This window comes from Pantoea sp. ME81, from assembly GCF_903970985.1.
Classification (GTDB): Bacteria; Pseudomonadota; Gammaproteobacteria; order Enterobacterales; family Enterobacteriaceae; genus Pantoea; species Pantoea communis.
The window spans coordinates 1-21,329 of the sequence record NZ_CAJCKS010000087.1 but is presented as its reverse complement, the minus strand read 5'-3'; the positions used below and the strand labels follow the sequence as shown (position 1 = coordinate 21,329).

Genomic DNA, 21,329 nt, shown 5'->3' with positions numbered 1-21,329 from the left:
TGCACGTTGCACACCGTAGCCATGTGATCAATATGCTGGACGGTGATGCGCTGGCTGCGTTAATTGCGCTGGAGAAGCCGCACTTTGTGGTGCCAGAAATTGAAGCTATTGCCACTGAAAAACTGCTGGAACTGGAAGCTCAAGGCCAGAAAGTGGTACCTACCGCGCGTGCAGCGCGCCTGACCATGAACCGCGAAGGTATTCGCCGTCTGGCGGCAGAAGAGTTGTCGTTACCGACTTCAACCTATCAGTTCGCTGACAGCAAAGAGAATTTCGTCGCAGCCGCCAATGAAATTGGTTTTCCGTGCATCGTTAAACCAGTAATGAGCTCATCGGGCAAAGGTCAGAGTTTCATCCGCGAAGCGAGCCAGCTGGATAAAGCCTGGGATTACGCGCAGCAAGGCGGACGTGCCGGTGCCGGTCGCGTGATCGTCGAAGGTGTGGTGAAATTTGATTTCGAAATCACCCTGCTGACCATCAGCGCAGTGGATGGCATCCATTTCTGCGCGCCGATTGGTCATCGTCAGGAAGATGGCGATTATCGTGAATCCTGGCAGCCACAGCAGATGACCGACCTGGCTCTGCAGCGTGCACAAGATATCGCATCTAAAGTGGTGAAAGCGCTGGGCGGATACGGTCTGTTTGGCGTTGAGCTGTTTGTCTGCGGTGATGAGGTGGTGTTTAGCGAAGTCTCGCCACGCCCACACGATACCGGCATGGTGACGCTGATTTCTCAGGATCTGTCCGAGTTTGCTCTGCATGTGCGCGCGTTCCTTGGCTTGCCAATCGGTGGCATTCGCCAGTATGGCCCGGCGGCTTCGGCGGTGATTCTGCCACAGCTGGATAGCAACAATGTGCAGTTCGTGAACATCGAAGCGGGATTGGGTGCGGGACTGCAGTTGCGTCTGTTCGGCAAGCCAGAGATTGCTGGTCAACGTCGTCTGGGCGTGGCGCTGGCTACCGGTGACAATACCGATGAGGCGATTGCACGTGCCGTGGCGAGTGCCGCAGCCGTGAAAGTAGAGGGCTAATTCCCTCAGCTGCTGACAGCGAAAAAGGGCGGCCACCAGGCCGCCCTTTCAGTTCCAATGATTCGCACCCTGCCAGATGCGTTACTTCGCGCCTTCAACGGCTTCGCGAGCCAGACGCGTAATGCGATCCCAGTCGCCGCTTTCCAGCGCATCGTTCGGCACCAACCACGAACCACCAATACAGAGCACGCTTTTCAGCGCCAGGTAGTCACGATAGTTGGCCGGTGAGATACCGCCGGTTGGGCAGAAGCGCACCTGTGGGAAAGGACCGCCAATCGCTGACAGCGCTTTCACACCACCATTCGCCTCAGCCGGGAAGAACTTAAACTCACGCAGGCCATAATCCATACCCAACATCAGTTCAGAAACGGTGCTGATGCCCGGAATCAGTGGTACCGGACCTTCAACTGCGGCTTTTAGTAACGGCTCGGTCAGACCTGGGCTGATCACGAACTGCGCACCGGCATCAGTCACCTCTTTCAGCTGCTGGGTGTTGATCACTGTGCCCGCACCGACAATCGCTTCTGGCACTTCTTTGATCATCGCACGCAGCGCGTCCATCGCCACCGGCGTACGCAGCGTCACTTCCAGCACACGCACACCGCCGGCCACCAACGCTTTGGCCATCGGCACGGCGTGTTCCAGTTTATTCACCACGATCACCGGCACAACCGGGCCCGTAGTCATGATCTGTTCAGCAGTGGTTTTCCAGTTCTTCATCACGTTTCCTTAGTGGCATCAGCCCGACTCGCATCCGGCTGTCAATGTTTGGGCTCTACCATACAAGATTGGCTGGAGCGGCGTCTATCGGATATCAAAAATTATTGAAACTCTGGTTCAATTTTAAGAGAAATGAATTTTGGGCACAAAAAAGCCCGCTCATTGGCGGGCTTAGATTTCAAGGCTTATTCAAACTCATTCCACGAACGGCCATCACGCGTAATCATCGCGACGGAAGCCACCGGGCCCCAGGTGCCAGCCTGGTATGGCTTAGGCGCTTCAGCATCGGCGTTCCATGCATCAATGATGGAATCCACCCAGCCCCACGCCGCTTCCACTTCGTCACGGCGTACAAACAGCGCCTGAATACCGCGCATGGTCTCCAGCAGCAGACGCTCATAGGCATCCGCCAGATGCGACTGGTTGAAGGTCTCGGAGTAGCTCAGATCCAGCTTGGTAGTCTGCAGTTTGTGCTTGTGATCCAGACCCGGCACTTTGTTCAGAATCTCGATATCCACACCTTCGTCCGGCTGCAGTCGGATGGTCAACTTGTTCTGCGGCAGTTCAGCATAAGAGTCTTTGAACAGGTTCATCTCTGGGTTCTTGAAGTACACGACAACCTCAGAGCATTTGGTCGGCAAGCGCTTACCGGTACGCAGGTAGAACGGCACGCCCGCCCAGCGCCAGTTGTCGATATCAACACGGATCGCCACGAAGCTCTCGGTGGCGCTCTGCTTGTTCGCGCCCTCTTCTTCCAGATAGCCTGGTACTTTTTTGCCCTGCACGAAGCCGGCGGTGTACTGGCCACGCACGGTTTTTTCACGCACGTTGGTCTGGTCAATACGACGCAGCGAACGCAGCACCTTCACTTTCTCATCACGGATGGCATCCGCACTGAGATCGGATGGCGGTGACATGGCGATCATCGTGAGGATCTGCAACAGGTGGTTCTGGATCATGTCGCGCATCTGGCCAGCTTTATCGAAGTAACCCCAACGACCTTCGATACCCACTTCTTCCGCCACGGTAATCTGCACGTGATCGATGGTACGGTTATCCCAGTTATTCACGAAGATAGAGTTGGCGAAACGCAGAGCCAGCAGGTTCAGTACCGTCTCTTTACCGAGATAGTGGTCAATACGGAACACCTGGCTCTCTTCGAAGTACTTGCCAACGCTGTCATTGATCTCTTGCGAGGTCTCGAGCGAGGTGCCGAGCGGCTTCTCCATCACCACGCGCGCCGGTTTAGCATTCAGCTTGGCGGCGCCCAGTCCATCGCAAATGGCGCCAAAGGTGCTCGGCGGCATAGCGAAGTAGTTGATGGTGACACGATCTTTCTGGTCAAGCATCTTGCCCAGTTTGGTGAAATGCGAGGTGTCGTTAACGTCGAGGTTGCAGAAATCGAGACGGCTGCTGAGTTTATCCCATAGCGCTTCGTCGATTTTCTCCTTCATGAAGGTTTCCAGCGCTTCACGCACCACTTTGGTGTACGCGTCTTTGTCCCACTCCGCGCGCCCCACGCCGATGATGCGTGTGGTGTCGTGAATCTGACCGGCTTTCTCCAGCTGATACAGTGAAGGCAACAGTTTCCGGCGAGCAAGATCGCCTTTGGCACCGAAAATAACCAGATCGCATGCCTGGGCTGTTTGTGTTACCGCCATTTTCCTCTCCTCGTTGCAGGATATACCCGGTTTGAGCGTCCTCATCATCCCAGGTCCTTATTGTAATTTTCTTACAGCACAATGTACTTTTTTCCCCGCATCGGAACAACCCAGACGCGGTGTGGCATTAGCCATTACTTTGAACATGATGGCGAACAAAGGTGTGTTGTGGTGTGCGCTTTTCGCGCTTTTTCTGTTTCGATGTTTGTCGGGATAAAACCCGGCAACGATCAAAGTATGACAAAAAAAACGCGCTTACATTTGTCCGCTGCTGCGTGCGAGGGTGTATTACACGGTATATTGTTGTGAATTGGCAGCGTTTTATCAGGTGATGAACGCGACGAAAGTGATTGAGACGCATCGGGTTAACGACATGCTGGAACATATTCAGGCGCAACTTAACGCGCTGAGCAAATCAGAACGGAAAGTGGCAGAACAGATTCTGGCCGCTCCGCAGCAGGCTATGCACTCCAGCATCGCCACCCTGGCCCGTGCCGCCGACGTCAGCGAACCGACCGTCAATCGCTTTTGTCATCGTATGGGTACGCGTGGCTTCCCCGATTTCAAGTTACGACTGGCACAGAGTCTGGCAAAAGGTCCGAACTGGGTCAGTCGCGATGTGGAAGAAAATGACAGTGTTGAAAGTTACAGCCACAAGATTTTTGATTCCGCCCTCGCCGGCTTAAGCCATGTGCGCCAACAGCTGGATCTTCAGGTCATTGATCAAGCGGTTCTAGCCCTGACTCAGGCACAAAAAATCGCCTTTTTTGGTCTCGGCGCCTCTGCGGTTGTGGCGCACGACGCGACCAATAAATTCCTGCGCTTTAATCTGCCGGTCATCTGGTCAGAGGATATTGTGATCCAGCGCATGAGTTGCATAAATAGTGGACCAAATGACGTTTTTGTTCTCATATCACATACTGGTCGAACCAAAAATATGATAGAACTGGCTCGCCTGGCGCGTGTAAACGCTTCCACAGTACTGGCTATCACCTCTCCGGGTTCACCCCTTGCGGCAGAAGCAACCCTCGCACTGACGCTCGATGTACCTGAAGATACGGATATCTACCTGCCGATGGTTTCCCGCCTTGCGCAATTAACCGTGGTTGATGTTTTGGCGACAGGTTTTACCCTTGAGCGTGGCGCGGCTTTCCGCGAAAATCTGAAACGGGTGAAAGAAGCGCTTAAGGATTCACGCCTGGAAAAGCGGGCGCTGTAAAATAATTAACATCACATTCACAATGTGAGTCGAATCACAGCCCATCGATCATATAGAATATGCGATTACACCGTGTCCCCTTGAGAGTGACACGAACCTTTGTCAACGGAGTCCTTCATGTCAAGACGTCTCAGAAGAACCAAGATCGTAACTACCCTCGGCCCAGCCACCGATCGCGACAATAACCTCGAAAAAATCATCGCGGCGGGCGCGAACGTGGTGCGACTCAATTTCTCCCACGGCACCCCGGAAGACCACCAGATGCGCGCCAACAAGGTGCGTGAGATTGCCGCTAAGCTTGGCCGTCACGTGGCGATTCTGGGCGACCTGCAAGGTCCAAAAATTCGTGTTTCCACCTTCAAAGAAGGCAAAGTCTTCCTGAATGTCGGCGATCGCTTCCTGCTGGATGCGGATATGGGCAAAGGCGAAGGTGATAAAGAGAAAGTCGGTATCGACTACAAAGGTCTGCCAGAAGACGTGGTGCCGGGCGACATCCTGCTGCTGGATGATGGTCGTGTACAGTTGAAGGTGCTGGAAGTTCAGGGTGTAAAAGTTTTCACCGAAGTCACCGTCGGCGGCCCGCTCTCCAACAATAAAGGCATCAATAAACTCGGCGGCGGTTTGTCTGCCGAAGCGCTGACGGAGAAAGATAAAGTCGATATCATTACCGCCGCGAAAATCGGCGTGGATTACCTGGCCGTGTCATTCCCGCGAAATGGTGAAGACATGAACTACGCTCGCCGCCTGGCGCGCGATGCAGGTTGTGATGCCAAACTGGTGGCCAAAGTCGAACGTGCAGAAGCCGTTGCGTCTCAGGAAGCGATGGATGATATCATTCTCGCCTCTGACGTGGTGATGGTCGCGCGTGGCGACCTCGGCGTTGAAATTGGCGATCCAGAACTGGTAGGGATCCAGAAGGCGTTGATTCGTCGTGCGCGTCAGCTGAACCGTACCATCATCACCGCCACGCAGATGATGGAGTCGATGATCACCAACCCGATGCCAACCCGCGCTGAAGTGATGGACGTGGCGAACGCCGTGCTGGATGGTACCGATGCCGTGATGCTGTCAGCAGAAACCGCTGCCGGTCAGTATCCAGCGGAGACCGTGTCTGCGATGGCGAAAGTGTGTCTCGGTGCGGAAAAAATCCCAAGCGTCAACGTGTCTAAGCACCGTCTTGAAGTGCAGTTCGACAACGTGGAAGAAGCGATTGCGATGTCCGCGATGTATGCAGCCAACCACCTGCAGGGGGTTTCTGCCATCATCACCATGACCGAATCGGGCCGTACTGCGCTGATGACGTCACGTATCACTTCTGGCCTGCCGATCTTCGCTATGTCACGTCACGAACGTACATTGAACCTGACTGCGCTGTATCGCGGCGTGACGCCGGTTTACTTCGACAGCAACAATGATGGTGTAGCCGCCGCGCATGATGCAGTGAACCTGCTGCGCGACAAAGGTTTCCTCGTCTCGGGCGACCTGGTGATTGTCACCCAGGGCGACGTGATGGCAACCACCGGCACCACCAACACCAGCCGTGTTCTGCGCGTAGACTAAACGCTCACGCACCACTCACAGCGGCTGTAACAACATGGATAAACGCGACTGCCTGGCAGTCGCGTTTTTATTTTTTCTGACAAGGAGGCCAGATGGCCCGCTATCAACCGATTACCCAACTCACCGGACGGGTGCTGCTGTTCCCGCTCGCGCTGGTGTTGTTTGAGTTCGCGACTTACATCGCCCATGACATGATTCAGCCCGGCATGCTGCTGGTCACTTCTGAATTCAACGTCGGCCCGGAATGGGTGTCGACTTCTCTTACTGCTTATCTGATGGGCGGCGTGGTGCTGCAGTGGCTGCTCGGCCCGCTCTCGGACAAATATGGTCGCCGTCCAGTCCTGCTGTTCGGCATTTTGTTCTTTGCTGCGGCCTGCATTCTGACCACCTGGGTCACGAACATCGAACAGTTTGTCACCCTGCGCTTTATCCAGGGCATCAGCCTGTGCTTTATCGGTGCAGTCAGTTACGCCGCCGTGCAGGAGGCGTTTGATGAGGCTTTAGCGGTGCGCATGATGGCGCTAATGGCCAACGTGGCCCTCTTAGCCCCGCTGGCCGGTCCGCTGGCGGGTGCCGCCTGGTTAACCGTGGGTGAATGGCGCAGCATGTTCTGGCTGTTTGCGATTTGTAGCGTGGTGGCCTTTGTGGTGCTGTGGCGCATCATGCCGGAAACCGCTGGCGATCGTAGCCACTCCATTGCCCTGCCGAATCTGGCGCGCGCCTATGGCCGTCTGGCTCGCGATCGTCAGGTGATGTATGGATCTTTCGCTATTGGCCTGGTGTTTATTCCGATTCTAACCTGGGTTGCCCTGTCACCCGTGATTCTGATGCATGACGAGGGCTTATCGCGCATGGAGTATGCGTTGCTGCAACTGCCAGTGTTCCTTGCCATGATCGCTGGCAACCTGACGCTGGGTAAACTGGCGGGTCGCGTTCCCATCGAGCAGCCGGTCAAATTCGCGGCGTGGCCGATTCTGCTGGGTTTAAGCATCTCGTTGCTGGCTAACCTGCTCGACAGCCATACCTACCTGTTGCTGACCGCAGGATTAAGTCTGTATGCCTTTGGTGCGGGCATGGTCAACGCCGGTCTGTATCGTCTGACGCTGTATTCCAGCAGCGAAGGTAAAGGCAGCGTGGCAGCCATGCTGGGAATGATCAGTATTCTGACATTGGCCATCGGGATTGAACTGGCGAAAGCAGGCTACTTCAGTGGTGGCACGCCATGGTTCAGCGGCATCAACTTTGCGGCGGGTGTGCTGTGGTTTGGCCTGGTCACACTGTTCCTGCGTGAACGTATCCGACGCAGCCACGTTGAAGCGGTAGAATAATCAAAGGGGCCAATCGGCCCCTTCGTTATTTCTTGCGAGGATAAAGCTCCTTACGCGCATAAGGTTCAATATCCCCTTCTTTACGCGTTTTCAGCAGCTTTAAAATCCAGGTGTATTGCTCTGGATGCGGCCGCACAAATATCTCAACTTCCTCATTCATTCGCCGCGCCAGGGTGTTATCGTCGGCATCCAGCAAATCGTCCATCGGCGGACGCACATAGATTTCCAGACGATGGGTCTCGCTGTTGTACACCGGAAACAGTGGCACCACGCGCGCTCGACACACTTTCATCAATCGGCCGACCGCTGGCAGTGTTGCTTTATAGGTGGCAAAGAAATCCACAAATTCACTGTGCTCCGGGCCGTGATCCTGGTCCGGCAGATAGTAACCGTAATAGCCCTGACGCACCGAGGCGATAAATGGCTTAATGCCGTCATTACGTGCATGCATGCGGCCACCAAAGCGACGGCGTACGGTGTTCCACACATAATCCAGCAGCGGATCGCTCTGATTATGGAACATGGCCGCCATCATCTGGCCCTCTGACGCCAGCAGCATCGCCGGGATATCCACGGCCCAACCGTGCGGCACCAGAAAAATCACGTTCTCATTGTTGGCCTGCAGGGCTTCGATAATTTCACGGCCGTGCCAGTCAACGCGTTGGCGCACACGAGCCGGATCGCGCATCCCCAACTCAGCCATCATCACCATCGCCTGTGGCGCGGTGGCAAACATACGATCAGCAATCTCTTCGCGCTGTGCTTCGCTTAACTCCGGCAGGCAATAATAGAGATTGATCAACGCACGACGACGCGCACTTTTTGCCAGCTTACCGGCAAACCGCCCCAATCCACCCAAAATCGGATCGCGGACTTTGGCAGGCAGCATTGCCATACCCGCCAGCGCACCAATCGCCAGCCAATTGCCCCAGTATTTCGGTTTTAAAAAAGAACGTTGAAAAACGGGAATAAATTCACTGTTATTTTTCTTTCGGGTTTCCATGCACTCGCCTCTGACAATGACGGGACAATGATAGTGACGGTAGTTAATTTTGCAATCATCATGCGTCAGATAGCAAAAAACCGACGAATAATTCGTCGGTTTTTTCACTATTGGCTACAGAAATGGGTTATTTCAGTGCCAGCTGTGGCAGATAACTCTTCACGTCCGCCAGATAGTTGCTGCGATCTTTACCAGTCAGCCCTTCCATACGCGGCAGTTTCGCCGTGAGTGGATTGACGGCCTGATTGTTGATCCACACTTCGTAATGCAGATGTGGCCCCGTAGAACGCCCTGTGTTGCCTGACAGCGCAATACGGTCACCGCGCTTCACTTTCTGTCCTGGTTTCACCAGCGCCTTACTCAGGTGCATATAACGGGTCATATACTGACGACCGTGACGAATGGCCACGTAGTTACCCGCCGCCCCGCCATTTTTGACCATCACCACTTCACCATCACCCACGGCCAATACCGGTGTACCGATCGGCAGCGCGAAATCGACACCCTTATGTGGTGCGATGCGGCCCGTTACCGGGTTAAGACGGCGCGGATTAAAGTTGGAGGAAACGCGATACTGTTTCACCGTCGGGAAGCGCATAAAACCACGGGCAAGGCCTGAGCCGTTGCGATCGTAGAATTTGCCATCTTCCGCGCGGAACGCGTAGTAATCTTTGCCACCGGTACGCAGACGCACGCCAAGCAGCTGGCTCTGCGCACTTTTGCCATCCAGCATCTCGCGGGACATCAGCACGCTAAAATCGTCACCGGCGCGCAGTTTGCGGAAATCCATCTGCCACTGCATGGCTTTGATAACATTGCTGGTTTCAGCACTGGTCAAGCCGGCACGCTGGGCGCTTGCACCAAAGCTGCCACGCACTTCACCTTTCAGCACACTATTTTGCCACTCGCCCTTTTGCATCTCCTGCTGCATCTTAAAGCTGCCATTCGGCTGGCGCTCGTAAGTGCGGGTTTCGCGGCGATCCACTTCCCAGGTAAAGTTTTGCAGTTGACCATCCGCATCCAACGTCCAACTGAGTTGCTGGCCGACGCGCAGGTTACGGAAGTCTTTATCGCTATTGACTAACGCATTGATATCACTGAGATCAATACCGTACTGATTCAGTGCGCTGCTCAGGGTATCGCCAGAGGAAACGGTGTAATCGTGTTGATTCGGGTTGTCCTGCACATCTTTATCGATGTCATCGGCCGGAATCTCTTCTTCCGGTTCAACCGTGGTCTGATCAATCGGCTCACTGGCTTCGGGTAACAGCGTGCGCAGTTCGTTTTTGTCCAGCGTGATGTCTTTCACGATGGGGGCAACATCATGGGGATGGTAAACGTAAGGCCGCCAGACAGCGACGGCCAACGTGATAACGGTTAATGAACCCAGCATAACGCGGTGGGGACGCGGCAAATTATTAAATGCGAGGGCGACAGAGCGGGCTATCTGCTGCACTTTTACTTATTCCTCTATGCTCCATTCAGGCAGCTCGCATACTGGCTCGACAACTGTGAGAGGAATTTCACATAGCTGTCTTTGGTTAAGCTGATTCCCATGCCCAGCGGGTCAAGTGTGCCTTTGCGCACGTTGGTTCCGCGTGACACGGCATCGATGACGGCCGGCCTGAATTGTGGTTCAGCAAAAACGCATACGGCTTTTTGCTCAACCAACTGTGTTCGTATTTGATGTAAACGCTGGGCGCCCGGTTGGATCTCAGGGTTGACGGTAAAATGTCCAGCAGGAGACAAACCGTAGTGTTTTTCAAAGTAGCTGTACGCATCGTGAAAAACGAAATAACCCTTACTCTTAACGGGGGCAAGCTGCGCGCCAATATGCTTATCCGCATCTGCTAATTCTGCTTCAAACTGCTGCAGGTTCGCGTCAAGTTTGGCTCTGCTTTGCGGCATAAGTTCCAATAATTTTCCGTGGATTGCAACCGCAGATTGTCGCGCAATCTCAGGTGACATCCACAGGTGCATATTAAACTCACCATGGTGGTGGTGTGTATGAGACGGCTCCTGGTCATCAGACTTATCTGAGTCATGCTCATGATCGTGACCGTGCTCATGTTCGTCCTCGTCTTCACCACCACGAATCAGTAGCGGTTTCACCCCTGGCATCGCCGCTATTTCGAGATTTTTAGCCTCAGGTAACTCTGCCGCTGACTTGGTCAGAAACGCCTCCATTTCTGGTCCAACCCATACCACTAAGTCCGCGTTTTTAATACGTTTTACATCAGAGGGACGTAAAGCATAATCGTGCTCTGAAGCGCCATCGGGCAACAGCACTTCCACTGGCGTCACGCCATCGGCAATGGCCGCTGCGATAAATCCGATCGGTTTGATTGAAGCCACTACGGCTGAGTGCGCGGGCATCGCGCAGGCGGCGGCGAGAGCCGCAGCAGGAAGAGTGAAAGCGAAGCGCTGCTTAATGTGTAACATAATGCGTCATTCCATCGTGACCTGTTGATGGAATGTGATATTATAACATTCGAAATTCAATGCAACCCGTAAATAATATGTCGTCACTTGTTACACTTGAAAACATCTCCGTCAAGTTTTCCCAGCGCCCTGTGCTAGCAGGTATTAGCCTGACACTGGAGCCAGGGAAAATACTTACGCTGCTTGGGCCGAACGGCGCGGGCAAATCGACGCTGGTCCGGACGGTGCTGGGCCTTCTCGCGCCCACGGGTGGCACGGTCAAACGCGCGCCCGGGTTACGCATCGGCTACGTGCCACAGAAATTGCACATCGACCCGACACTGCCGATCACCGTTGAACGTTTTATGCGTCTGACGCGTGGCAGCAAGCGAGATGCTATTCTCCCGGCTTTGAAACGCGTGCAGGCGGGCCATCTGCTGAATGCCCCCCTGCAAAAACTCTCAGGTGGTGAAACCCAGCGCGTACTGCTGGCGCGTGCCCTGCTCAATCAACCCCAGTTACTGGTGTTAGATGAACCTACGCAAGGCGTTGACGTAAATGGGCAAGTGGCGCTCTACGATTTGATCGATCAACTTCGTCAGGAGCTCAACTGTGGCGTGCTGATGGTTTCACACGATCTGCATCTGGTGATGGCAAAAACCGACGAGGTATTGTGCCTCAACCATCACATCTGCTGTTCCGGCACACCGGAAGCGGTGTCACAGCATCCAGAATTTATCGCCATGTTCGGCCCACGCGGCGCGCAGCAATTGGCTATCTATCGCCATCATCACAATCACCGTCACGATTTACAGGGACGCATTGTGCTGCGCAAAGGAAATGGTCCGTCATGATTGAACTGTTATTACCCGGCTGGCTCGGTGGTGTACTGCTGGCGCTGGCGGCGGGTCCGCTTGGCTCGTTTGTGGTCTGGCGCCGCATGTCTTATTTCGGCGATACTCTCGCGCACGCTTCGCTGCTCGGCGTGGCCTTTGGTCTGCTGCTCAATGTGAATCCCTATTATGCAGTGATTCTGGTGACTGTATTTCTGGCTCTGGGATTAGTGTGGCTGGAGCGTCGTCCGCATCTGGCCATTGATACGTTACTCGGTATTATGGCTCACAGCGCGCTGTCGCTGGGTTTGGTGGTAGTCAGCCTGATGCAGGGTGTACGTGTCGATTTAATGGCGTATCTGTTTGGCGATCTGCTGGCGGTGACACCGGATGATTTGTGGATGATGGGCGCTGGCGTGGCCATTGTACTGGCGGTGATGGCATGGCAGTGGCGCTCACTGCTGTCGATGACCATCAGCCCGGAGTTAGCTCAAGTGGATGGCGTCAACATTCAACGCACGCGCCTGATGCTGATGCTGGTCACCGCCTTGACCATTGGTGTGGCAATGAAGTTTGTCGGTGCACTGATTATCACCTCACTGTTGATTATTCCCGCTGCCACCGCACGTCGTTTCTCCCGTTCACCGGAACAGATGGCCGGTTTTGCGGTGATTATCGGTATTCTGGCGGTCACCGGCGGACTGACGTTCTCCGCCACTTACGATACACCCGCCGGCCCTTCCGTGGTGCTGTGCGCCGCTGTGCTGTTCATCTTTAGTATGGCGAAAAAGCCGGCGGCGTAATAAAGGGGCCATTAATGGCCCCTTAGCGAATGCCCGATCGTGAAATCGCGCAGCCGGACGAACGCCAGCATTACTCGTCGCGGCTGATGCCGAAATGCTTGTAGGCATGCTGCGTGGCCAGACGGCCGCGCGGCGTGCGCTGAATGAATCCTTGTTGAATCAGGAAGGGTTCAATCACATCTTCAATGGTTTCCCGTTCTTCACCAATCGCCGCCGCCAGGTTATCCAACCCCACCGGACCACCCGAGAACTTATCGATGATCGCCAGCAACAGCTTGCGGTCCATGTAATCGAAACCCTGATTATCGACGTTGAGCATATCGAGTGCGCTGGCAGAGACTTCACCACTCATCACACCGTTGGCGCGAACTTCAGCGTAATCGCGTACGCGACGCAATAAACGGTTGGCGATGCGAGGTGTACCGCGGGCACGGCGCGCCACTTCTAACGCGCCCTCTTCACTCAATGCCAATCCTAAGCACGCTGCACTGCGGCTGACGATGTGTTGCAGATCCGGTACGTTGTAAAATTCAAGGCGTTGCACAATACCAAAGCGATCGCGCAGCGGCGAGGTCAGCGAGCCCGCGCGCGTGGTGGCGCCAATCAGGGTAAAGGGGGGCAAATCAAGTTTGATTGAGCGCGCCGCTGGGCCTTCGCCAATCATAATATCCAGCTGATAGTCTTCCATCGCCGGATAGAGTACCTCTTCCACCACCGGTGATAAGCGGTGGATCTCATCGATAAACAGCACGTCATGAGGTTCGAGGTTGGTCAGCATCGCAGCCAGATCGCCTGCCTTCTCCAGCACCGGACCAGAAGTGGTACGTAAATTCACGCCCATCTCATTCGCCACAATGTTAGCCAGCGTGGTTTTACCTAATCCCGGCGGGCCGAAAATCAGCAGATGGTCCAGCGCATCGCCACGCAGTTGCGCTGCTTTGATGAAAATCTCCATCTGCTCGCGCACCTGCGGTTGCCCCACGTATTCCGCCAGGAGCTTAGGACGAATGGCACGGTCGAGGCTCTCTTCTTCATTTATAGAGACGCCCGAGACCAGGCGATCGGCTTCAATCATGCATTACCTCAAATAGCTGCGCGCAGAGCTTCACGGATCAGCGTTTCGCAATCCGCATCAGGTTTGCCGACTTTACTGATCATGCGGCTGGCTTCTTGCGGTTTATAACCCAGCGCCACCAGTGCAGCGACCGCTTCAGCTTCAGCGTCATTCGCGGCTGGCGCTTCAGACGGCGTGGTCAATGTGAAGGTCGAATCACTGCCAAACAGATCGCCGTGCATGCCTTTAAAGCGGTCTTTCATCTCCACCACCAGACGCTCGGCGGTTTTCTTGCCGACGCCAGGCAACTTGATCAATGACGCGATCTCTTCACGCTCAACGGCGGTCACAAACTGTTGTGCTGACATGCCAGAAAGGATTGCCAGTGCCAGCTTTGGCCCCACGCCATTCACTTTCACCAGCTCACGGAACAGCGCACGCTCTTGTTTGTTGTTGAAGCCGAACAGCAGCTGCGCATCTTCACGCACCACAAACTGGGTGAAGATAATCGCTTCCTGATTGATCTCCGGCAGCTCGTAGAAGCAGGTCATTGGCATGTGCACTTCATAACCCACACCGTGCGCCTCAATCAACACCAGCGGCGGCTGTTTTTCCAGAATATTGCCTCGTAAGCGACCAATCACCTGAGCAGTTCCTTATGTAATCCTAAAAATACCTGATTGATTTCCGCTGACGTTAAAGCGGCAAGCGAGCGCATGACGATGAACGCACTGAGGTCAGTGATTCAGGTGAACAAGGGTAGCTCGCGCACCAGCCAGTGGAAATATGACGGGTATTTATATCATAAAAAAGGCTGGATCAATATCCAGCCTTCAATGTTTGGGTTTTCGTCAGCCGGACCGCAATCGCCCACGCGTCATCACCAGCTTAGCGTCACTCAATCGCGTGGTGTTTTGGCTCAGGTGACAATGGGTGATGGCAATCGCCAGCGCATCAGCGGCATCAGCTTGTGGGTTAGCGGGCAGTTTCAGCAAGGTGCGCACCATGTGCTGAACCTGACTTTTTTCTGCCCCACCGGTGCCGGTTACCGTTTGTTTGACCTGACGTGCTGCATATTCGAACACCGGCAAATCGAGATTCACCGCCGCGACAATCGCTGCGCCACGCGCCTGGCCCAGCTTAAGCGCTGAGTCCGCATTCTTCGCCATAAATACCTGCTCGATAGCAAAATAGTCTGGCGAGAATTGGGTGACGATTTCTGTCACCCCGGCGTAAATCAATTTGAGGCGAGAGGGTAGATCGGTGACGTTGGTGCGGATGCAGCCGCTGCCCAGATAGCTGAGCTGGCGGCCAACCTGACGAATCACACCGTAACCGGTGACGCGCGAGCCGGGGTCAATCCCGAGAATGATCGCCACTACGCGCCTCCGGCTGTTAGGTTAATGGAAAACGCCATTACAGCGTTTCCGCGACCTCATCAGAAATTTCACCATTATGATAAACTTCCTGCACATCGTCGCAGTCTTCCAGCATGTCGATCAGACGCAGCAGTTTCGGTGCGGTTTCCGCATCCATTTCCGCTTTGGTGGAAGGGATCATTGAGACTTCAGCGGTATCCGCCTTCAGGCCACCGGCTTCCAGCGCATCACGCACCGCACCCAGCTCTTCCCACGCGGTAAACACATCAATCGCACCGTCGTCGTAGCTCACCACGTCTTCCGCACCGGCTTCCAGCGCCGCTTCCATGACCGCATCTTCATCCTGGCCTGGCGCAAAGGAGATCACACCCTTTTTGCTGAACAGGTAAGAAACGGAACCGTCGGTGCCGAGGTTGCCACCGGTTTTGGTGAAGGCGTGACGCACTTCGCCCACGGTACGGTTACGGTTGTCACTCAGACACTCGATCATCACCGCTGAGCCGCCTGGACCGTAACCTTCATAGATGATGGTTTCCATGTTGGAATCATCTTCGCCGCCCACGCCGCGTGCAATCGCACGGTTCATGGTGTCACGGGTCATGTTGTTGGACAGGGCTTTGTCCATTGCTGCGCGCAGACGCGGGTTCGATCCGGCATCGCCGCCGCCCAGTTTCGCTGCGGTCACCAGCTCACGGATGATCTTGGTGAAGATTTTACCGCGCTTAGCGTCCTGCGCCGCCTTGCGGTGCTTGGTATTTGCCCACTTACTGTGTCCAGCCATCTTTACTATTTCTCCGATCTTTAACAGGGTGCAGGCTATCTCACTTGCAATCTTGTCCCCCGGCAGTGCTCGCAATCCTCACGTACAAAAGTACGCTCCGGTTGCTGCGCGCTGGCGGTGAACAACCTTGCTGCGCCGATAACGCCTGACTGTTCAATATTGGGCGGCGTAGAACTGACAATCTGTGCCGATTACGCCATCTGTTCAATTTTAGCGGTGCGAGATAAATGTCTGGCACCGGATTTAAACACGAAGGAAATGCGCTTCGTCGAATTCGTGGAATCTACCTTAATCGTCGCCTGAAAAACGCGCGGCGGCGGGCATTCAGGTAAATTCTTCGATTGCCTGGCGATTACTCCAGGACTTGGTCAGGGCTGCGGCTGCGGCAGGATCGAGCCAGCGCGCGGCGAGATGCTCCGTAAGTAGGAGATCGCGCTCTTGCGGAAGTGCCAGCCGGAACCAATGTTCGCGGTTGTGCGTGATGCCAGGTGCGTAGCGATGGCGATAGTGCGGGAAGATTTCAAACTCAATGTGTTTGTGGCAATCGTCCAGCACCAGCTGTTCGCCCGCAACGTCGATACCCAGCTCTTCTGACACTTCGCGCTGTGCCGCCTGACGCGGGCTCTCACCCGCTTCGAGGCTGCCCGTTACGGATTGCCAGAAACTTTCATCATCCCGTCGCTGCAGCATTAACACCCGGCCAGTATCTCGCGCAAAAATCACCACCAGCACTGAAACCGGATGTTTATAGCCCATTACTTGTTCTCTGACTTTTCTTTCTTCGGAGCCACCAGAATGCCGAGATCCAGCAGCGCCGCCGGGTTGGCTTCGCTTGGCGCTTCGGTCATCAGGCACGCCGCTGCGGTGGTTTTCGGGAACGCGATAACATCACGGATGTTGTCGGTGCCGGTCAGCAGCATCGTCAGACGGTCCAGACCAAAGGCCAGGCCCGCGTGCGGTGGTGTGCCGTATTTCAGGGCATCCAGCAGGAAGCCAAACTTCTCGCGCTGCTCTTCTTCGGTAATACCGAGAATGCTGAATACGGTCTGCTGCATGTTACCGTTGTGGATACGCACGGAACCGCCACCCACTTCGTAGCCATTGATCACCATATCGTAAGCGTTCGCCACGGCCTGCGTCGGGTCGACCGCCAGCTGTTCAGCCGTCAGTTCTTTAGGCGAGGTGAACGGGTGGTGCATCGCAGCCAGACCGCCCTCTTCATCCGCTTCAAACATTGGGAAGTCGATGACCCACAGCGGTGCCCACATGCTTTCGTCAGTAATCTTCAGATCACGGCCCACTTTCAGACGCAGTGCACCCAGCGCATCAGTGACGATTTTGGCACGGTCAGCACCGAAGAAGATCAGATCGCCATCTTGCGCAGTGGTGCGGTTCAGAATCGCTTCAACGATTTCAGGCGTCAGGAACTTCGCCACCGGGCTCTGTACACCCTCGAAGCCTTTTGCACGCTCGTTGATCTTCATCCACGCCAAACCTTTGGCGCCATAGATCTCAACAAATTTGGTGTACTCATCAATCTGCTTACGCGTCAGCGCTGCACCACCCGGCACACGCAGCGCGGCAACACGACCTTTCGGATCGTTAGCCGGGCCAGCGAACACCTGGAATTCCACGCTTTTCAGCAGGTCAGCCACGTCCACCAGCTCCATTGGGTTGCGCAGATCGGGTTTGTCAGAACCGTAACGGTTCATAGCTTCAGCAAAAGTCATTTGCGGGAAGTCACCGAGATCCACGCCTTTCACGTCGATCCACAGTTCACGAATCAGACGCTCCATCTTTTCACGCACCTGCTCGGCGGTCATGAAAGAGGTTTCCACATCGATCTGAGTAAATTCTGGCTGACGGTCAGCACGCAAGTCCTCATCACGGAAGCACTTCACGATTTGATAGTAGCGGTCAAAACCAGACATCATCAGCAGCTGTTTGAACAGCTGCGGTGACTGCGGCAGTGCGTAGAATTTGCCTTTATGCACACGGCTTGGCACCAGGTAGTCACGCGCACCTTCTGGCGTGGCTTTGGTCAGCATCGGGGTTTCGATATCGAGGAAGCCCTCGTTATCCATAAAGCGACGCACGAAGCTGGTGATTTTCGCACGGGTTTTCAGACGCTGCGCCATTTCCGGACGACGCAGGTCCAGATAGCGATAGGTCAGACGCGCTTCTTCGCTGTTGGTCTGGTTAGAGTCCAGCGGCAAAGGTTCAGCGCGGTTGATGATGTTCAGCGCGTGAGCAAACACTTCAATGTCGCCGGTGGCCATATCGCTATTGCGGTTCTTCTCGTCACGCGCACGCACGGTACCGGTGATCTGGATGCAGAATTCGTTACGCAGTTCAGAGGCCAGCTGGAAAGCGTCCTGATGATCGGCGTCGAAGAATACCTGAGCGATACCTTCACGGTCGCGCATATCGATAAAAATCAGGCTGCCCAGATCGCGACGGCGGTTAACCCAACCGCAGAGAGTGACTTGCTGACCCACGTGAGACAGATTGAGCTGTCCGCAATATTCTGTACGCATAACGTATCCTTTTAACTTCGCCGCTGCTGCCAGACAGCATCAGGCCGCGTAACCTTCTGAGATGCTGTCGCAAAAAAGGCGGCTATTATAATGGAAAAACCCAGGCAGGATAAGTAGAGCCAGATCAAAGCGGGCAAAACATTGCGGTTTATCGCGCGGATTTTCCTGCCGACACCAAAACAGGGTACATTACCCGGCCTATTCCCGCCCGTAAAAGGATCAGGAGCCGCGTTTGACACTTCGCATTGGATTACCGCAATGGCAGCATCCCCGCTGGAAGCAGTATGGTCTGGAAACCCTGGCGGATTACGCCCAGCTGTTTGACTGCGTGGAAGGCAACACCACGCTGTATGCGCTGCCCTCGCCGGAAGCAGTGATGCGCTGGCGCGATATGACGCACGATGACTTTCGCTTCTGCTTTAAATTTCCCAACAGCATCAGCCACAAAGCCGCGCTTCGGAACTGCGATGAACTGCTGAACGAATTCTTCCGCTTGCTCAATCCGTTGAGCCAGCGCATCGGGCAGTATTGGCTGCAACTGCCGGCGGCCTTCTCACCCGCGCAACTGAAAGACTTGTGGCTGTTCCTCGATAGCCTGCCGCGCGGGTTTAGTTATGGCGTTGAAGTGCGCCACGAGCAGTTTTTTGCCAAAGGCGGGGCTGAGCGCGCGTTCAACCGTGGCCTGCTGGAACGCGGCGTGAATCGCGTGATCCTCGATAGCCGTCCGGTGCACGCCTCGACTTCGCAAAGCGCCGCCGCCGTGGACGCCCGGGCGAAAAAACCGCGCGTGCCACCGCATGCTGTGCGCAGCGGTTCGCAACCAATGGTGCGCTTTATCGGTAGCGATAGCGTGGATGAGAGCGTGCCGCTGTTCCTGCCTTGGCAACATAAACTGGCGGAGTGGCAGACGGACAGCGATCCGATGCTGTTTATCCATACGCCGGATATGGGCGAGGTGTTTCCCTTACTACAGGCGCTGTGGCCTCAACTGTTGCAGCTTGAGCCTTCGCTGCGCAATCTGCCCGACTGGCCGCAACAAAGCAGCTTGTTCTAAACTCAAAGCGGGTGCAGCCTGCGGGACTTTCTGACAGAATAGCGCCCTTTCCGATTCCTCTCTCCGGACTTTTCATTATGTCTGACCGCGATACGCTATTCTCTGCGCCCATCGATAAGCTGGGTGACTGGACCTTTGACGAGCGCGTGGCTGAAGTCTTTCCCGATATGATTCAGCGCTCGGTGCCGGGTTATTCCAACATCATTTCGATGATTGGCATGCTGGCAGAACGCTTTGTGAAGCCTGATAGCCAGGTTTACGATCTCGGCTGCTCGCTGGGTGCCGCCACGCTCTCTGTGCGCCGCAATATTCATGTGCCCGGCTGCCAGATTATTGCCGTGGATAACTCTCCGGCGATGGTGGAGCGTTGCCGCCGTCACATTGACGCTTTCCGCGCAGATACGCCGGTGCAGGTGATTGAAGCGGATATTCAGGACATCCACATTGAAAACGCTTCGATGGGGTGCTGAACTTACCCTGCAATTTCTTGAGCCGCCTGCGCGCCTGGAACTGCTGAAAAAGATCGCTAAAGGCCTGAACCCTGGCGGTGCGCTGGTGCTGTCTGAAAAATTCAGCTTTGAAGATGGCGAAGTGGGCGAACTGCTGTTCAACATGCATCACGACTTCAAGCGTGCTAACGGTTATAGCGAACTGGAAATCAGCCAGAAACGCAGCATGCTGGAAAACGTCATGCTCACCGACAGTGTAGAAGCGCACAAAGCGCGTCTGAAAACTGCCGGATTTGCCCATGCGGAATTGTGGTTCCAGTGCTTTAACTTTGGTTCTTTGGTAGCGTTGAAATGATTGATTTTGGCCGTTTTTATCAGCAAATCGCCACCGGCCCATTGGCGAGCTGGCTGGAAGTTTTACCCGCACAAGTCGCAGCCTGGCAGCGCGAGAATCTGCACGGTAAATTCCGCGACTGGGAAAAGTCAGTGGATTACTTGCCGCTGCTGAACCCGCAAACGCTGGATCTGGTCAACAGCGTCACGGCCACGGCTGACGATCTCACCGATCGCCAACGTCTTGGTATTGAAAACCTGTTGCGCAACCTGATGCCCTGGCGCAAAGGTCCTTATTCCCTTTACGGCACCGAGATTGATACCGAATGGCGCTCGGACTGGAAATGGGATCGCGTACTGCCGCACATCTCGCCGTTAACCCATCGCACGGTGCTGGATGTCGGCTGCGGTAGCGGTTATCACATGTGGCGCATGATTGGCGCGGGCGCGAAGTTGGTGGTCGGCATCGATCCGATGCAACTGTTCCTGTGTCAGTTCGAAGCGGTGCGTAAGCTGCTGGGGGACGATCGTCGCGCCCATCTGCTGCCACTTGGCATCGAACAACTGCCCGCCTTGCAGGCTTTCGACACGGTGTTTTCCATGGGTGTGCTGTATCATCGCCGCTCGCCGCTCGATCATTTATTGCAGTTGAAAAACCAGCTGGTCAGCGAGGGAGAGCTGGTGCTGGAAACGCTGGTCGTTGAGGGCGATGAAAACACCGTTCTGGTGCCGGGTGAACGCTATGCGCAGATGCGCAACGTTTACTTTATTCCGTCTGCTGCAGCGCTGAAAGGCTGGCTGGAGAAGTGTGGTTTTGTCGATGTGCGCATCGCGGATTACGCGGTGACGTCAGTGGAAGAGCAACGTCGCACCAGCTGGATGACCAGCGAATCGCTGGCCGAGTTCCTTGATCCTAACGACAGCAGCAAAACCATTGAAGGTTATCCAGCACCGCTACGCGCGGTACTGGTGGCACGCAAGCCGTAATGCTTAACGCCGCGACAGCGCCAGCTTCGCGGCGAAACCGATAAACACACAGCCCGTCAAACGATCCATCACTTTCAGCACTGTTGGGCGACGCAGATGCGCCGCAAAATACTGACTGCCGCCAATCAATATCGCATTCCATACCAAGCCAATCATCATATGCGTTAACGCCATCA

20 protein-coding genes and 1 pseudogene are annotated in these 21,329 nt (G+C 55.0%); 9 read left to right on the top strand and 12 right to left on the bottom strand.

Translation table 11 applies throughout. From position 1 onward, the window contains the following. A partial coding sequence (gene purT / locus H7A81_RS16215) for a formate-dependent phosphoribosylglycinamide formyltransferase (protein ID WP_182058047.1) occupies positions 1-1,031 on the top strand: 1,031 nt, incomplete at its 5' end. Positions 1,032-1,112: 81 nt separating this feature from the next. Here purT and H7A81_RS16210 read toward each other — a convergent pair. Both H7A81_RS16210 and zwf read right to left on the bottom strand, forming a co-directional pair. Next, on the bottom strand, positions 1,113-1,751 hold the full coding sequence (locus H7A81_RS16210) for a bifunctional 4-hydroxy-2-oxoglutarate aldolase/2-dehydro-3-deoxy-phosphogluconate aldolase (protein ID WP_034828669.1): 639 nt from the start codon (positions 1,749-1,751) through the stop codon (positions 1,113-1,115). A 185-nt stretch (positions 1,752-1,936) separates the two neighbouring features. Beyond that, a complete protein-coding gene (gene zwf, locus H7A81_RS16205; RefSeq protein WP_034828667.1) occupies positions 1,937-3,412 on the bottom strand; it encodes a glucose-6-phosphate dehydrogenase in 1,476 nt (491 codons plus the stop codon). Between the two features lie 373 nt (positions 3,413-3,785). Between zwf and H7A81_RS16200 the strand changes: the two genes are divergently transcribed. The 3 genes from H7A81_RS16200 to H7A81_RS16190 all read left to right on the top strand — a co-directional run bounded on the left by H7A81_RS16200 (position 3,786) and on the right by H7A81_RS16190 (position 7,519). After that, complete coding sequence (locus tag H7A81_RS16200; RefSeq protein ID WP_166932368.1) at positions 3,786-4,631, top strand: MurR/RpiR family transcriptional regulator; 846 nt, start codon at positions 3,786-3,788, stop codon at positions 4,629-4,631. A 117-nt stretch (positions 4,632-4,748) separates the two neighbouring features. Then, positions 4,749-6,191, top strand: coding sequence for a pyruvate kinase (pyk, locus tag H7A81_RS16195; protein ID WP_038646525.1), 1,443 nt, complete (start codon positions 4,749-4,751; stop codon positions 6,189-6,191). Positions 6,192-6,283: 92 nt separating this feature from the next. Further along, positions 6,284-7,519: an MFS transporter gene (locus H7A81_RS16190; RefSeq protein WP_182058046.1), complete on the top strand. Its 1,236-nt coding sequence runs from the start codon at positions 6,284-6,286 to the stop codon at positions 7,517-7,519. A gap of 25 nt (positions 7,520-7,544) precedes the next feature. Here H7A81_RS16190 and lpxM read toward each other — a convergent pair whose 3' ends face one another. The 3 genes from lpxM to znuA all read right to left on the bottom strand — a co-directional run bounded on the left by lpxM (position 7,545) and on the right by znuA (position 10,964). Then, the gene (gene lpxM / locus H7A81_RS16185; RefSeq protein WP_058960183.1) at positions 7,545-8,522 is read right to left on the bottom strand and encodes a lauroyl-Kdo(2)-lipid IV(A) myristoyltransferase; all 978 of its coding nucleotides are present in this window, start codon (positions 8,520-8,522) and stop codon (positions 7,545-7,547) included. A 127-nt stretch (positions 8,523-8,649) separates the two neighbouring features. Continuing rightward, positions 8,650-9,978, bottom strand: a complete 1,329-nt coding sequence (gene mepM, locus H7A81_RS16180) for a murein DD-endopeptidase MepM (protein WP_034828661.1) — start codon at positions 9,976-9,978, stop codon at positions 8,650-8,652. A 14-nt stretch (positions 9,979-9,992) separates the two neighbouring features. Further along, a complete protein-coding gene (gene znuA, locus H7A81_RS16175) occupies positions 9,993-10,964 on the bottom strand; it encodes a zinc ABC transporter substrate-binding protein ZnuA (protein ID WP_058960184.1) in 972 nt (323 codons plus the stop codon). A gap of 77 nt (positions 10,965-11,041) precedes the next feature. Here znuA and znuC point away from each other — a divergent pair, with 77 nt between their 5' ends. Beyond that, positions 11,042-11,797: a zinc ABC transporter ATP-binding protein ZnuC gene (gene znuC, locus H7A81_RS16170; protein WP_034828872.1), complete on the top strand. Its 756-nt coding sequence runs from the start codon at positions 11,042-11,044 to the stop codon at positions 11,795-11,797. Beyond that, positions 11,794-12,579, top strand: a complete 786-nt coding sequence (gene znuB, locus H7A81_RS16165) for a zinc ABC transporter permease subunit ZnuB (protein ID WP_034828656.1) — start codon at positions 11,794-11,796, stop codon at positions 12,577-12,579. The genes znuC and znuB overlap by 4 nt, the downstream gene beginning before the upstream one ends. A gap of 70 nt (positions 12,580-12,649) precedes the next feature. Here the strand turns inward: znuB and ruvB are convergent, their stop codons facing one another. From ruvB to aspS, 6 genes are all read right to left on the bottom strand, one after another. Next, positions 12,650-13,654 (bottom strand): Holliday junction branch migration DNA helicase RuvB, encoded by a 1,005-nt coding sequence (gene ruvB / locus H7A81_RS16160; protein ID WP_097116855.1) that lies wholly within the window; start codon positions 13,652-13,654, stop codon positions 12,650-12,652. Positions 13,655-13,662: 8 nt separating this feature from the next. Next, on the bottom strand, positions 13,663-14,277 hold the full coding sequence (gene ruvA / locus H7A81_RS16155; RefSeq protein WP_034828652.1) for a Holliday junction branch migration protein RuvA: 615 nt from the start codon (positions 14,275-14,277) through the stop codon (positions 13,663-13,665). A gap of 207 nt (positions 14,278-14,484) precedes the next feature. Next, positions 14,485-15,012 (bottom strand): crossover junction endodeoxyribonuclease RuvC, encoded by a 528-nt coding sequence (gene ruvC / locus H7A81_RS16150; protein WP_182058045.1) that lies wholly within the window; start codon positions 15,010-15,012, stop codon positions 14,485-14,487. 37 nt (positions 15,013-15,049) lie between these two features. Then, a complete protein-coding gene (locus H7A81_RS16145) occupies positions 15,050-15,793 on the bottom strand; it encodes a YebC/PmpR family DNA-binding transcriptional regulator (protein ID WP_034828649.1) in 744 nt (247 codons plus the stop codon). A gap of 324 nt (positions 15,794-16,117) precedes the next feature. Further along, entirely contained in the window at positions 16,118-16,549 is a 432-nt protein-coding gene (nudB, locus tag H7A81_RS16140; RefSeq protein ID WP_034828648.1) for a dihydroneopterin triphosphate diphosphatase, read from the bottom strand. After that, on the bottom strand, positions 16,549-18,330 hold the full coding sequence (gene aspS / locus H7A81_RS16135; RefSeq protein WP_182058044.1) for an aspartate--tRNA ligase: 1,782 nt from the start codon (positions 18,328-18,330) through the stop codon (positions 16,549-16,551). The genes nudB and aspS overlap by 1 nt, the downstream gene beginning before the upstream one ends. Before the next feature lie 232 nt (positions 18,331-18,562). On the opposite strand from aspS, the gene H7A81_RS16130 reads away from it, so the two are divergent. From H7A81_RS16130 to cmoB, 3 genes and pseudogenes are all read left to right on the top strand, one after another. Beyond that, on the top strand, positions 18,563-19,384 hold the full coding sequence (locus tag H7A81_RS16130) for a DUF72 domain-containing protein (protein WP_182058043.1): 822 nt from the start codon (positions 18,563-18,565) through the stop codon (positions 19,382-19,384). Positions 19,385-19,461: 77 nt separating this feature from the next. Next, positions 19,462-20,188: pseudogene (cmoA, locus tag H7A81_RS16125) on the top strand (carboxy-S-adenosyl-L-methionine synthase CmoA). Beyond that, positions 20,185-21,153, top strand: coding sequence for a tRNA 5-methoxyuridine(34)/uridine 5-oxyacetic acid(34) synthase CmoB (cmoB, locus tag H7A81_RS16120; protein ID WP_058960189.1), 969 nt, complete (start codon positions 20,185-20,187; stop codon positions 21,151-21,153). Before cmoA ends, cmoB begins: the two are co-directional and overlap by 4 nt. A gap of 3 nt (positions 21,154-21,156) precedes the next feature. On the opposite strand, the gene H7A81_RS16115 is transcribed toward cmoB, so the two are convergent. Then, positions 21,157-21,329: LysE family transporter (locus tag H7A81_RS16115; protein WP_182058042.1), on the bottom strand; the 173-nt coding region annotated here is incomplete at its 5' end.

Coding starts and splice junctions, on each gene's coding strand:
- cmoB (WP_058960189.1), top strand. CDS start 20,185: ATGATTGATTTTGGCCGTTTTTATCAGCAAATCGCCACCGGCCCATTG.
- znuC (WP_034828872.1), top strand. CDS start 11,042: ATGTCGTCACTTGTTACACTTGAAAACATCTCCGTCAAGTTTTCCCAG.
- H7A81_RS16210 (WP_034828669.1), bottom strand. CDS start 1,751: ATGAAGAACTGGAAAACCACTGCTGAACAGATCATGACTACGGGCCCG.
- pyk (WP_038646525.1), top strand. CDS start 4,749: ATGTCAAGACGTCTCAGAAGAACCAAGATCGTAACTACCCTCGGCCCA.
- aspS (WP_182058044.1), bottom strand. CDS start 18,330: ATGCGTACAGAATATTGCGGACAGCTCAATCTGTCTCACGTGGGTCAG.
- H7A81_RS16145 (WP_034828649.1), bottom strand. CDS start 15,793: ATGGCTGGACACAGTAAGTGGGCAAATACCAAGCACCGCAAGGCGGCG.
- nudB (WP_034828648.1), bottom strand. CDS start 16,549: ATGGGCTATAAACATCCGGTTTCAGTGCTGGTGGTGATTTTTGCGCGA.
- ruvB (WP_097116855.1), bottom strand. CDS start 13,654: ATGATTGAAGCCGATCGCCTGGTCTCGGGCGTCTCTATAAATGAAGAA.
- lpxM (WP_058960183.1), bottom strand. CDS start 8,522: ATGGAAACCCGAAAGAAAAATAACAGTGAATTTATTCCCGTTTTTCAA.
- H7A81_RS16190 (WP_182058046.1), top strand. CDS start 6,284: ATGGCCCGCTATCAACCGATTACCCAACTCACCGGACGGGTGCTGCTG.
- znuB (WP_034828656.1), top strand. CDS start 11,794: ATGATTGAACTGTTATTACCCGGCTGGCTCGGTGGTGTACTGCTGGCG.
- H7A81_RS16200 (WP_166932368.1), top strand. CDS start 3,786: ATGCTGGAACATATTCAGGCGCAACTTAACGCGCTGAGCAAATCAGAA.
- zwf (WP_034828667.1), bottom strand. CDS start 3,412: ATGGCGGTAACACAAACAGCCCAGGCATGCGATCTGGTTATTTTCGGT.
- znuA (WP_058960184.1), bottom strand. CDS start 10,964: ATGTTACACATTAAGCAGCGCTTCGCTTTCACTCTTCCTGCTGCGGCT.